Here is a 13,466-nt window from a genome sequence, read left to right on the forward strand (position 1 = left end):
TCCGCTTGGCCGCCCGGGTGGGTGGTCCGGGCCGTTGGGCTCTGCCGGGGTTGGCGGTCGGTTGCGGTCCGGGTGGGCGGGTCGGTTGCGGCCCGGGTGGGCGGGTCGGTTGCGGCCCGGGTGGGCGGGTCGGTTGCGGCCCGGGTGGGCGGGTCGGTTGCGGCCCGGGTGGGCGGGTTGGTTGCGCGGCCCGGGTGGGCGGGTTGGTTGCGGCCCGGGTGGGCGGGTTGGTTGCGGTTGACGGTTGGGGGCCGGGGGTGCCCAAGCTGGCTGGTGGAGCGTTTTTATGCCTGCTTGGGCACCCCCGGCCCCCAACCTTGCATGCGAGTCACTTGCGGGGAGGTTCTTGGTCGCTCGCAGCTGAGTGCACGGTGCAAGCGGTGATCCCCTTGCGGTTTGCGGTCTGGCTGCCGCGCCTGGGGTGACGCCAGGGGATTCTGTCGGGCAGGCCGAGGCCGGTGGGTGGTCATGCGAATAGACCGCGCCGGTTACGCTCGGTGGCGGGTCCCGGTCACGCGCAGCGCGCGAGCTGGAGCAGGCCGGGCTGGTCGAGACCCGCGGCCGGGCCGGCACGCCAGGCCCCCGGTCACGCGCAGCGCCAAGCCCCCGGTCACGCGCAGCGCCAAGCCCCCGGTCACGCGCAGCGCCAAGCCCCCGGTCACGCGCAGCGCCAAGCCCCCGGTCACGCGCGGCGCCAGGCCCCCGGTCACGCGCGGCGCCAAGCCCCGGTCAGGCGCAGTGCCGGGGCGCCGTCAGGGGTGGTGGTGGGTCAGCAGGCCATCATTTCTGGGGTTACGGCGGCTTCGGTGTCGGGGATGCCCAGGTCGCGGGCGCGCTTGTCGGCGAGGGCGAGCAGACGCCTTATACGGCCGGCGATCGCGTCCTTCGTCAGTGGTGGATCGGCCAGCGCGCCCAGTTCTTCCAGGGAGGCCTGCCGGTGCTCCAGCCGCAGCCGGCCGGCCGAGGTCAGGTGGTTGGGCGCCTCGTCGGCGAGGATCTCCAGCGCCCGGGTCACCCGCGCCGCTGCCGCCACGGCCGCGCGGGCCGAGCGGCGCAGATTGGCGTCGTCGAAGTTGGCCAGGCGGTTCGCGGTCGCGCGGACTTCCCGGCGTACCCGTCGCTCTTCCCAGGCCAGCACGCTCGAGTGCGCCCCGATGCGGGTGAGCAGCGCCGCGATCGCGTCGCCGTCCTTGATCACCACGCGGTCGACGCCGCGCACCTCGCGCTCCTTGGCGGTGATGCCGATGCGGCGCGCGGCGCCGCGCAGCGCCAGCGCGGCCTCCGGGCCCGGGCAGGTGATCTCCAGCGCGCTGGAGCGGCCGGGCTCGGTCAGCGAGCCGTGCGCCATGAACGCGCCCCGCCACGCCGCGACAGCGCAGCAGACATTGGCCGAGACGACATGCGGCGGCAAGCCCCGCACGGGCCGGCCGCGGACGTCCAGCAGACCGGTCTGCCGGGCCAGCGCCTCGCCGTCCTTGACGATCCGCACGATGTAGTGGCTGCCCTTGCGCAGGCCGCCGGAGGCGAGGACGTGCACCTCGCTCGGGTAGCCGTACACCTCGGCGATCTCGCGCCGCAGCCGCCGGGCCACCGCGCCGGTGTCGAGTTCAGCCTCGACGACCACCCGCCCGGACACGATGTGCAGCCCACCGGCGAAGCGCAGCAGGGCGGCCATCTCCGCACGGCGGCAGCACGGCTTGGGTACGTCGACCCGGCTCAGCTCGTCCTTGACCGCTGCCGTCATCGCCATCTTCGAAGTCACCTCATGCTTGTTTCGCGGTACGCCAGTTGCTTAACGATCGGAGCCGAGGACTGGCACCAGTGCTGTGCCCAACGACTCAGGATCATGCTTGGGACTGCCGTCCGCAACGGCCAGCGGGGCCAGTACCAGGCGTGCACCCAGGGCCTGGGCGGCCCGGTGCACCGGATCGGGCTCGCCGACCCACTTCGCGTCGGCCAGCACGGTGTCCACGCGCAGCTGCGGCAGATACCAGTGCAGGGCGGCCAGATGGTCGGCCACGGAGAGCCCGGAGGTCTCGTTGTCGGCGCCGAGGTTGAGCGTGACCAGCCGCCGGGCCGGACTGGCGACGATGGCCTCGGCCAGCTCAGGCACGAGCAGATGCGGCAGCACACTCGTGTACCAGCTGCCGGGTCCGAAGATCAGCCAGTCGGCCTCGGCGATGGCGGCCAGGGCGGGCGGACAGGCCGGCGGGGAGGACGGCACGATCCGCAGCGCCTCGATGTGCCCGGTGGCGACGGCGACGGCATGCTGCCCGCGAACGGTGACAACTTCGTCGGGCCGGTCAGGGTCACCGCCGCGCACCTCGGCCTCGATCCCGACGGCGTGCGAGGCCATGGGCAGGACCCGGCCGCGGGCGCCGACCATGGCGCCGGCGTGCTCGAGGGCCGCGACGGGGTCGCCGAGCAGCTCGAGCAGGCCGAGCAGCAGCAGATTGCCGACGGCGTGCCCGGCGAGCGGATCGTGCTTGCCGCCCACAGAGGCGATCCGGCGGTCGACGCTGCCCCAGCCGGCTTTGTCACCCGCTTCCACGCTGACGCCGACGCCGACGCCGGGATCAGAGCCCGCGCCCATCCCGCCGCCGGAGCCGGTCCCGGCTTTCGAGCCGAGCCCAGCATCCGAGCCGTTCCCGGTTTCCCCGCTGCTTGCGGCTCCCCCGCTGCTTGCGGCTCCCCCGCTGCTTCCGGCTTCCCCGCTGCTTCCGGCTCGCCCGTTGCTTCCGGCTGTCGAGCCGCCGGCCACGAGGTCGGAGTCGGAGCCGCGGCGGTCGGGCTTGCCGACGAGCGCGAACCGGTGCTGCATGAGCGCCACCGTGCGCTGATGGCCGGGATCGTCACCGGCCAGCGCCGCGAGCGCCATCCGCAGGTCGCCCGGCGGCAGCTGCGCATCCCGTTCCGCCCGCAGCCGCCCGCTCGACCCGCCGTTGTCACCGACCGTCACCACGGCGGTGATGTCGAGGTCCAGCTCGGGCGCACAGTTCCGCAGCCCGCGCAGGGACGCGGCGAGCCCGTGCCCGCCGCCGAACGCCACGACCTTGATGCGGCGCCGCGTGCTGTCGTCGCTGGAACCGGCGGTCACACCGCGTTGCTCTGCCGGGCTGCTGCCCGGCCCCGCCGGCTGCGCCGCCGTCACTCCCGCCCCAGGTCGCGGTGCGAGGAATGGGCGGACAGGCGGATGTCGCGCAGCTGCGCCGTGAGCTCCTCGGCGATCGCGACGCTGCGGTGCTTGCCGCCGGTGCAGCCGACCGCCACCGTCAGGTAGCGCTTGCCCTCCCGCTCGAAGCCGGGCGCCGTCGCGGCGATCAGGCCCGCGTACGTGCCGACGAAGTCGTGGGCGCCTTCCTGGCCGAGTACGTAGCTGCTGACGCCCTCTTCCAGACCGGTGTGCTCGCGCAGCTCCGGCACCCAGAACGGGTTCGGCAGGAAGCGCGCGTCCATCACGTAGTCGGCGTCGGGCGGCAGGCCGTATTTGAAGCCGAACGAGAGCACGGTGATGCGCAGCCGCCGGGCGTCCTCGCCGCCGAAGAGCTCCTCGACGCGGCGCCGGAGCTGGTTCACGTTCAGGTGGCTGGTGTCGATGATCACGTCGGACTGCTCGCGCGCCTCTTCGAGCAGCTTGCGCTCGGCGGCGATGCCGTCGGCGAGACGGCCGTCGCCCTGCAGCGGGTGCGAGCGCCGGACGGACTCGAAGCGCCGGATCAGCACCTCGTCGTCGGCGTCGACGAACACGACGCGCGGCGAGAAGCCGCGCTCCTTGAGCGCGCGGACCGCGCCGGCCAGGTCGGTGGAGAAGGCCCGGCTGCGGACGTCGAGGACCATTGCCGTACGCCGGGCAGCCCCGCCGGCCTCGAACGCGAGCTGGGCCATGTCGAGCATGAGCGCCTGCGGCAGGTTGTCGACGACGTAGAAGCCGACGTTCTCCAGGGCGCGGGCGACCGTGCTGCGGCCACCACCGGACACCCCGGTCACCACCACGAGGTCGGTTCCGGCCTCGTCGGGCGTCAGCTCCGGAACGAACTCCGGCATCGACTCGGTCACGCACTCCTCCTGAACCGCACTGCGCCTGCGCCCCCTCCGGGCGGACACTGCATCCTAGGCCGAAGCGTCGACCCGGTACCGCCGGACGTGGTGTCCTTTACCCGATCCGGTGCCCGAAGGGTCCCGCAAGCCACCCCGATCGACCCACCCGGTGAACGGCGTCCCCACCGCCCGTATTCCGCCACCACCCGGGGCGTCAGCGGAATGGTCGCGTCAAGGCCGTTCCAGCGCGGCCACGGACGGCTCCTCCGGCCCCGGCTCAGCAGCGGGCGGGTCGCCCAGGTCCACGGTGTCGGGGGTCGGGATGAACGGCCGCGCAGCCCTGTTGCGGTTGGCTCCCGCCTTCGTTCTGCCCGCACCGCCTGTCGCCGGTGTGGCCGGGTCCGGTGCGGTGTCGGCCGCCTTCGTGGTGTCGGCCAGGGCCGCCAGAACCGCCTCCGCTGTCCGGCGGCCGATGCCCGGCACCTCGGTGATCTCCTCCGGTGTCGCCTGTCCCAGCCGCTTCAGCGAGCCGAAGTGTCGCAGCAGCGCCTTGCGCCGCGTCTCCCCCAGCCCGGGAATGTTGTCGAGCGCGGAAGCCGTCATGCGCTTGGAGCGCCGCTGCCGGTGGAACGCGATGGCGAAGCGGTGGGCCTCGTCGCGCACCCGCTGGAGCAGATACAGGGCCTCGGAGGTGCGGGGCAGGATCACCGGGAAGTCCTCGCCCGGCAGCCACACCTCCTCCAGCCGCTTGGCCAGGCCGCACAGCGCCACGTCGGTGATGCCCAGGTCGGACAGAACCGCGGCCACGGCGTTGACCTGCGGCTGACCACCGTCGACCACGACCAGGTTGGGCGGGTAGGCGAAGCGGCGCGGCCGCCCGGTCAGCGGGTCGATGCCGGGCAGCTCGCTGGTCACCGGCTCAGAGCCGTCAGCCGCCGCAACGGCATCGGCCGGACCACCGGCCAGGCGGTCAGCCGGACCACCCAGGCGATCGGCCGAACCATCAGCCGGACCACCGGTCAGGACATCAGCCGGACCACCGGCCAGGACATCGGCTGGGCCGGCGGTCAGGGCGTCGGTCAGGGCGTCGGACGGTGGGGCGGAGCCGCCCGGCGAGGCCTCGGCACGGTAGCGGGCGAACCGCCGCCGCATCACCTCGCTCATCGCCGCCAGGTCGTCGGTGCCTGAGCCGTCGGGATTTCCGCGGACCGCGAAGCGCCGGTATTCACTCTTGCGGGCCAGACCGTCCTCGAAGACCACCATGCTGGCCACCACGTCCGTGCCCTGGATCTGGGACACGTCGAAGCATTCGATGCGCAGCGGCGCCGTTTCCATGCCCAGCGCCTCGGCGATCTCGTCGAGGGCCTTGCTGCGGGTGGTCAGGTCGCCGGCTCGGCGCAGCTTGTGCCGGGCCAGGGACTCGCCGGCGTTGCGGGCCACCGTCTCCAGCAGGGAACGCTTGTCGCCGCGCTGGGGCACGCGCAGGCTGACCCGGCTGCCGCGGTGCTCGGTGAGCCACTTCTCCAGCGCTTCGGCGTCCGGCGGCAGGGCGGGGACGAGCAGCTCCCGGGGGACGTCGTTCTCGCCGTGCTCGTCGCCGTACACCTGGGTGCAGAAGTGGTGCACGAGGTCTCCCGTGCTCAGGTCCTCGACCTTTTCCACGACCCAGCCGCGCTGGCCGCGGACGCGGCCGTCGCGGACGTGGAAGACCTGCACCGCCGCTTCGAGCGGGTCCTCGGCGAAGGCGACGACGTCGGCGTCGGTGCCGTCGCCGAGCACGACGGTCTGCTTCTCCATGGCCTTGCGCAGGGCGGCGATGTCGTCGCGGAGCCGGGCCGCCTTCTCGAACTCGAGCTGCTCGGACATCCGCATCATGTCGCGTTCGAGGCGCTTGACGAACGTGTCGGTGCGCCCGGCCATGAAGTCGCAGAAGTCGTCGACGATCGCCCGGTGCTCGGCGGCGGAGACGGTGCCGACGCAGGGGGCCGAGCATTTGCCGATGTAGCCCAGCAGGCAGGGGCGGCCGATCTGGCCGGCGCGCTTGAAGACGCCGGTGGAGCAGGTGCGGGCCGGGAAGACGCGCAGCAGCAGGTCGAGGGTCTCGCGGATGGCCCAGGCGTGCGAATACGGCCCGAAGTAGCGCACGCCCTTGCGTTTGGCGCCGCGCATGACCTGCAGGCGGGGGTATTCCTCGTTGAGCGTGACGGCGAGGAACGGGTACGACTTGTCGTCGCGGTATTTCACGTTGAAGCGCGGGTCGAACTCCTTGATCCAGGAGAACTCCAGCTGCAGCGCCTCGACCTCGCTGCTGACGGTGACCCAGTCGACGGCGGCCGCGGTGGTGACCATCTGCTGGGTGCGCGCGTGCAGGCTGAACGTGTCGGCGAAGTACGAATTCAGCCGGCTGCGCAGGCTCTTCGCCTTGCCCACGTAGATGACGCGGCCGGTGGGGTCACGGAAGCGGTAGACACCGGGGGCGTCCGGAATGGTCCCGGGCGCCGGCCGGTAGCTGGACGGGTCAGGCACGACTCAACACTAGTGCGGACCCCTGACATGATTATCCGACCGGAGGCCCGTTGCCGCCGCCACGGCGTCGGGCCTCCGGCCGGAGTGTGTCGGGGCCGGCGGTGTCGGCAGGATCACGCCGGCCCCAGTTATCGGGTCGCGGCCCTCAGGCCGCGACGATGTTGTCGCCGTCCACCTTGACCTTGGTCTCGGGCAGCGGCTTCTTGGCCGGGCCGCCGGTCGGCGCGCCGTCCTCGATGGAGAAGGTGCTGTTGTGGCACGGGCAGGTGATCACGCCACCGTCGACCTTGCTCACGTCGCAGCCCTGGTGGGTGCAGACCTTGCTGAACGCCTTGAAGGTGCCCGAGGCGGGCTGGGTGATGACGTAGTCGCCCTTGATGATGCCGCCGCCCTCGGGGATGTCCGCGACCAGCGCGAGCGCCGCGCCACCGGAGCCGCCCGAGTCGCCGCCGGAGGTCGAGCCGGTGTCGGCGCCCTTGCTGCCGGCCGGCGCGGGGTTGTTGCTGAAGTCGCCGCCGCTGGAGCCGTTGCTGCCGGCACCGCCGGTGTCGGTGCCACAGGCGGCCAGCAGGCAGCCGGCGCCGAGCGCGGTGGCTCCGGCCAGCACGACACGGCGCGACGAGCCCGCTCCCCCGCAGGCCGGCCGGACGGCGGTGATCTCGGCGTCGGGCCTCGTCTGCACGTCAGTCATCTGTTCCGAACCCTTCCCGTACCCCTGATCCGCGTGCTTGCGTCACGCGGCGTTGCTTGTACATACGCTGCCATCCGCGTTGTGGTTCATGGGCCGGGTGGAAAAATATCGGCCTGGATGCCGTATTTCGCGGTGGTTTCGGGCACGCCGCAGCGCCCGCCCCAGGTAGCGGGGCGGGCGGACGGCGTAGCTGTGTGTTACCTGTGGATCAGACGGCGGCCTTGGCCCGGGAGCGGGTGGCCCGGGGCTTGGTCACGGCCTTCGGGGCGCCGTTGGCCTTGGCCGCGCGGGCCAGCGCGGCGGCCGCACCGGCCGGCTCACCGGTGAGGCCGAGCATCGGGCGCAGGAACTGCCCGGTGTGGCTGTCGGGCACGTCGGCCAGTTCCTCGGGGGTGCCGGTGGCCAGCACCAGACCGCCCTTGTTGCCGCCCTCGGGGCCCATGTCGATCAGCCAGTCGGCGTTCTTGATCACGTCGAGGTTGTGCTCGATGGTGATGACCGTGTTGCCCTTGTCGACCAGGCCGTTGAGCACCAGCAGCAGCTTGCGGATGTCCTCGAAGTGCAGGCCGGTGGTCGGCTCGTCGAGCACGTAGACCGTCCGGCCGGTGGAGCGCTTCTGCAGCTCGGAGGCGAGCTTGACGCGCTGCGCCTCGCCACCGGACAGGGTCGGCGCGGGCTGGCCCAGCCGGACGTAGCCCAGGCCGACGTCGACCAGGGTCTTGAGGTGGCGGTGGATCGACGTGATGGGCTCGAAGAAGGTCGCGGCCTCCTCGATCGGCATCTCCAGCACCTCGGAGATCGTCTTGCCCTTGTAGTGCACCTCGAGGGTCTCCCGGTTGTACCGGGCGCCCTTGCACACCTCGCAGGGGACGTAGACGTCCGGCAGGAAGTTCATCTCGATCTTGATCGTGCCGTCGCCGGAGCAGTTCTCGCAGCGGCCGCCCTTGACGTTGAACGAGAACCGGCCGGGACCGTAGCCGCGCACCTTGGCCTCGACGGTCTCGGCGAACAGCTTGCGGATGTTGTCGAACACGCCGGTGTAGGTGGCGGGGTTGGAGCGCGGGGTGCGCCCGATCGGCGACTGGTCCACGCCCACGACCTTGTCGACGTGCTCCAGGCCGGAGACCCGGGTGTGCCGGCCCGGCACCATCCGGGCGCCGTTGATCTGGTTGGCCAGCACGGTGTAGAGGATGTCGTTGACCAGGGTCGACTTGCCCGAGCCGCTGACCCCGGTGACCGCGATGAACTGCCCCAGCGGGAAGCCGACGGTGATGTCGCGCAGGTTGTGCTCGCGGGCGCCCTGCACGACCAGCTCCCGGCCCGGCGTGTGCGGGCGGCGGGTGGCCGGCATGGGGATCTTCTTGCGGCCGGAGAGGTACGCCCCCGTCGGGGACTCCTTGTTGGCCAGCAGGCCCTTGACCGAGCCGCTGTGCACGATGTTGCCGCCGTGCTCACCGGCGCCGGGGCCGATGTCGACGATCCAGTCGGCGGTACGGATGGTGTCCTCGTCGTGCTCGACCACGATCAGCGTGTTGCCCAGCTTCTTGAGCCGGACCAGCGTCTCGATGAGCCGGTGGTTGTCCCGCTGGTGCAGGCCGATCGACGGCTCGTCCAGCACGTAGAGCACGCCGACCAGGCCGGAGCCGATCTGGGTGGCCAGCCGGATGCGCTGCGCCTCACCGCCGGACAGGGTGCCGGCGCCGCGGTCCAGCGACAGGTAGTCCAGGCCGACGTCGACCAGGAAGCGCAACCGGGCGTTGATCTCCTTGAGCACCCGCTCGGCGATCATCTTCTCGCGGTCGGTCAGCTCGATGGTGGCCAGCAGCTCGGCGCACTCGCCGACGGACAGGTTGCAGATCTCGGCGATGCTCTTGCCGGCGATCGTGACCGCCAGCACCTCGGGCTTGAGCCGGGCGCCGGAGCACGTCGGGCAGGGCACCTCGCGCATGTAGCCCTCGTACTTGTCGCGGGACCAGTCGCTCTCGGTGTCGCTGTGCCGGCGCTCGATCCACTGCACCACGCCCTCGAAGCCGGTGTAGTAGGAGCGCTCACGGCCGTACTTGTTGCGGTAGCGGACGTGGACCTGGTCCTCGGAGCCGTACAGGATCGTCTTCTGGGCCCGGCTCGGCAGCTGCCGCCAGGGGGTGTCGACGCTGAACTTCTCAGCCTTGGCCAGGGCCTCCAGCAGCCGCAGGAAATACTCCATGGTGGAGCCGCCGGACCAGGGCTGGATCGCGCCCTCGCGCAGGGTGCGCTCCTCGTCCGGCACGATCAGCTCAGGGTCGACCTCTTTCTTGGTGCCCAGGCCGGTGCATTCCGGGCAGGCGCCGTAGGGCGCGTTGAAGGAGAAGACCCGCGGTTCGAGGTCCTCGATCGCCAGCGGGTGGTCGTTGGGGCAGGCCAGGTGCTCGGAGAAGCGGCGCTCGCGGTTCGGGTCGTCCTCGGGCAGGTCGACGAAGTCGAGCAGCACGATGCCGCCGGACAGCGCCAGCGTCGCCTCGACCGAGTCGGTGAGGCGCTGCTTGCTGCTCGCCTTCACCGAGAGCCGGTCGACGACCACCTCGATGGTGTGCTTCTCCTGCTTCTTGAGCTTCGGCGGCTCGGCCAGCGGGTGCACCACGCCGTCGACCCGGGCCCGGGCGTAGCCCTTGGACTGCAGCTCGGCGAAGAGGTCGACGTACTCGCCCTTGCGGCCGCGGATCACCGGCGCGAGCACCATGAACCGGGTGCCCTCCTGCATCGCCAGGACCCGGTCGACGATCTGCTGCGGAGACTGCTTGCTGATCCGCTCACCGCAGACCGGGCAGTGCGGGATTCCGGTACGGGCGAAGAGCAACCGCAGGTAGTCGTACACCTCGGTGATCGTGCCGACGGTGGAGCGCGGGTTGCGTGAGGTCGACTTCTGGTCGATGGACACGGCCGGGGACAGGCCCTCGATGAAGTCGACGTCGGGCTTGTCCATCTGCCCGAGGAACTGCCGCGCGTACGACGACAGCGACTCCACGTAACGGCGCTGGCCCTCCGCGAAGATGGTGTCGAAGGCGAGGCTGGACTTGCCCGAGCCGCTGAGACCGGTGAACACGATCATCGCGTCGCGGGGCAGGTCGAGGTTGACGTCGCGCAGGTTGTGCTCCCGCGCGCCGCGAATGATCAGTCGGTCGGCCACAGCCAGCCACTCCGTAACGTCAAGACAATGGGCGCCGCCACCCTAGCCACGGGGTACGACAAGTTTTCCGCCAGCGAACTACAGCGCCGTGGACGGGACCGGCATTCCCGTCACCCGGACGGGCGAACGATGTCCCGGACGTCCCACAGCTGAACCCCGCCGACCTGCTGCGGAGCCTTCCCGAGCAGGTCGGTGAGGACGGTTTCGAGCAGGTCGTGGTGCGGGGTGCCCGGCACGAGCACCACCACCGCGGCCCGCCAGTAGTTCAGGTCGTTCTTGGCGGCCATCCGGTCGGCGACCGTGACCACCGGCATCCGACCGTACGCCCCCGCGATGCGTAACAGGTCGGAGGTGCGCCGGGGTGCGGCGTTCCAGGAGCCGGTGTTGTTCAGCGGCGGGTCCGCCGGGCCCATGAAGTAGCCCCGCGGGACCCGGTAATCCAGCCCGGACATCGCGAACCACCGCATCCCGGCCCGGCCCGTGGTGACTTCGGGCAACGGCACGGTCACCAGGGTGCGATCGTCGCTGACGTAGTCATGCCACATCTGCTGGGCGATGAACGGCGGCAGCGGGTCGGCGGCGACCACCGGCAGCGGCTTGGGCAGCACCGGCACGATCGCCAGGGCCAGGCCGACCCAGAACGCGGTCTGCCGGCGCCGGCTCAGCGCGGGCACCCGGTCGGCGGCCAGCGCCAGCAGCAGGCCGATGATCGTCGTGGTCACCATCGCGAACCGGGTGACGCTGACCAGGTCGATCACCGGCACGTGGGCGATCAGCGCGAACGGCAGCGGGATGCCGGTGTCGTAGCCACCGACGCGCAGCTCGGGGCCCATCGACATGATCAGCAGGACCAGGCCGGCGATCGCGGCGGCCCGGGCGGCCAGGTTGCGCCACACCAGCACCAGCGAGACGACGAGCAACACCAGCAGCGGTACGCCGAAGAAGGTGTTCTCCTCCGTCGGGCTGACGCTCAGCTCCCGGGCGATCGCCGCGTTGCCGGCCAGCGACTGCCGCGCGTACGCGCCCAGCGACAGCAGGTCGGTGACGAACTTGCCCGGCTCGAACGGCTGCCCGCTGTAACTCTGCGGCCCGGTGAACTGGAACCACAGCGGGTACGCCAGCGGCACCAGCGCGGTGATACCCGCCACACCCAACCCGGCCAGGAACCGGCGCCAGTAGCCGCGCACCTCGGACCACGCCAGCGCCGCGTACGCGATCACGAACGCACCCAGCGTGAGCGCCGTGAACAGCAGGACTTCCTCGTTGATGAAGACCTGCAGCACGATCAGCAGCCCGAGCACGACCCCGCCGCGGACCGCCCGGCCGGGCTCGCGCAGCCGCAGCACCTGCCAGACGATGAACGGCACGACGAACTGCGAGACGAAATTGATGTGCCCGTTGGCGTGCGACACCATCGTCGGCGCGAACCCGCACCACAGGCCACCGATCCAGGCGGCCCGGCGGCTCTCGACCAGGTGCCGCGACAGCACCCAGTACCAGGCGAAGGCCGTACCGGCGAGACCGAGAGTGAGCAGCAGCACGACCGAGACGCCCACGCCCAGCCAGTGCGTGACCGGGGCCATCGGCACGCTGAGCGCCAGCTCTGAGGTGTTGGCCATCATGTTGACGCCGCCGGGCACGTTCATCCGGTCACTGAACAGCGGGTTCGCCCCGTGGAAGAGGACCCGCTCGCCGTGCGCCATGGCGAAGGCGAAGAAGCCGTGGTCGTCGTCGTTGTGCGACAGCACCCGCCCGGCCGGGTCGATCCAGAGCTGGATCAGCACCAGCACGCCGAGCGCGAGATAGCTGGTCAGCGCCCAGAGGTCGGGGCGGCGGCGCCGCGCGGGCGGGGGCGCCGCCGCGGCCGGGAGGCCGCGCTCGTCCAGGACCTCTTCCACCGCGGGCACCGGTGAATTGTGCCAGAGGCGCTCAGCGGCGCGGCCTGCGCCGTGACGAGCTCGCGGCCTGGGCCAGCCGCGCGGCCCGCCGGCTGCTCTCGACGGCGACCTCCCGGTGCAGCTTGCGCCAGCTCTCCAGCCGCCGCGGCAGCAACGTCCCGTCGGCCAGCGCCGCCGCGACCGCGCAACCCGGCTCGCCGTCGTGACCACAATCACCGAAGCGGCACTGCCCGGCCAGCTCCGTCACATCGGCGAAGGCCCGGTCGAGACCCGCGGCGGTGTCGAGCAGACCCACCCCGCGGATGCCGGGCGTGTCCAGGACCGCTCCCCCGCCGGGGATGACGACCAGATTCCGGTACGCGGTGGTGTGCCGGCCCTTGCCGTCGGCGCGCCGGATCTCCTGGATGCCCATCACGTCGGTGCCGGCGAGGGCGTTGACCAGCGACGACTTGCCCGCGCCGGAGCGGCCCAGCAACGCCAGGGTGCGTCCCGGGGCGACGTAGGAGCGTAACGCCTCGAGGCCGGTGCCGCGGTGCACGCTGACCGGCAGGACGCGTACCCCGGGGGCCAGCTCGGCGAGCTGGCGCGCGACCGCCTGTGGATCCCGCGCGGTGTCGCTCTTGGAAAGGACGATGACCGGCTGCGCGCCGGATTCCCAGGCCAGCGCGAGCAGGCGTTCGAGGCGGGCGTCGTCGGGCGCCGGGTGCATCGGCTCGACGACCGCGACGGCATCCATGTTGGCCGCCAGGACCTGGCCGACGGAGTCCTTGTCCGAGGTACGGCGGATCAGCGCGGTGCGCCGCGGCAGCACACAGTCGACGGTGGTACGCCGGTCGGGCCAGCGCCGCAGCACCACCCAGTCACCGGCGCAGGGCAGATTGGCCGGGTCGTGAGCGGCGCCGAGCAGCACACTGCCGGCCAGGCTGGCCCGGGTCACCCCGGACGGATCGAGAACGGTGCAGACGCCGCGGTCGGCCCGCAGCACGCGGCCGGCGGTGGCGTCGGGACGGTCGAAGGGTCGATAGGCGGACGCGAGTGTCTCGTCCCAGCCCAGCGCGGACAGGTCAGACATGAGAACCCTTAGGGTGAAGGGGAGGCCGCGCCGACAGGCGTCAGGCGGCAGCCTCCGGGCGAAGCCGGAACGCAC

Annotated in this window: 7 protein-coding genes and 1 pseudogene; all 8 read right to left on the reverse strand. The window is 71.7% G+C overall.

Going from position 1 to position 13,466, the window contains the following annotated elements; translation table 11 throughout:
- Positions 1–769 precede the first annotated feature (769 nt).
- A complete protein-coding gene (gene whiA / locus ACZ6S4_RS03585) occupies positions 770–1,750 on the reverse strand; it encodes a DNA-binding protein WhiA (RefSeq protein ID WP_184996434.1) in 981 nt (326 codons plus the stop codon).
- A gap of 42 nt (positions 1,751–1,792) precedes the next feature.
- A complete protein-coding gene (locus tag ACZ6S4_RS03590) occupies positions 1,793–3,151 on the reverse strand; it encodes a gluconeogenesis factor YvcK family protein (protein WP_465473364.1) in 1,359 nt (452 codons plus the stop codon).
- The gene (rapZ, locus tag ACZ6S4_RS03595) at positions 3,148–4,044 is read right to left on the reverse strand and encodes an RNase adapter RapZ (protein WP_360822008.1); all 897 of its coding nucleotides are present in this window, start codon (positions 4,042–4,044) and stop codon (positions 3,148–3,150) included. The genes ACZ6S4_RS03590 and rapZ overlap by 4 nt, the downstream gene beginning before the upstream one ends.
- 345 nt (positions 4,045–4,389) lie before the next feature.
- Positions 4,390–6,564 (reverse strand): annotated as a pseudogene (uvrC, locus tag ACZ6S4_RS03600) (excinuclease ABC subunit UvrC); the annotation flags it as partial.
- Between the two features lie 145 nt (positions 6,565–6,709).
- Entirely contained in the window at positions 6,710–7,255 is a 546-nt protein-coding gene (locus ACZ6S4_RS03605; protein WP_465473365.1) for a Rieske (2Fe-2S) protein, read from the reverse strand.
- 208 nt (positions 7,256–7,463) lie between these two features.
- Positions 7,464–10,421, reverse strand: a complete 2,958-nt coding sequence (gene uvrA / locus ACZ6S4_RS03610; protein ID WP_465473366.1) for an excinuclease ABC subunit UvrA — start codon at positions 10,419–10,421, stop codon at positions 7,464–7,466.
- A gap of 110 nt (positions 10,422–10,531) precedes the next feature.
- On the reverse strand, positions 10,532–12,328 hold the full coding sequence (locus ACZ6S4_RS03615; protein ID WP_465473367.1) for a glycosyltransferase 87 family protein: 1,797 nt from the start codon (positions 12,326–12,328) through the stop codon (positions 10,532–10,534).
- A 22-nt stretch (positions 12,329–12,350) separates the two neighbouring features.
- Positions 12,351–13,391, reverse strand: coding sequence for a ribosome small subunit-dependent GTPase A (gene rsgA, locus ACZ6S4_RS03620; protein WP_465473368.1), 1,041 nt, complete (start codon positions 13,389–13,391; stop codon positions 12,351–12,353).
- Positions 13,392–13,466 lie beyond the last annotated feature (75 nt).

The organism is Actinoplanes sp. NPDC051405 (genome assembly GCF_055586185.1).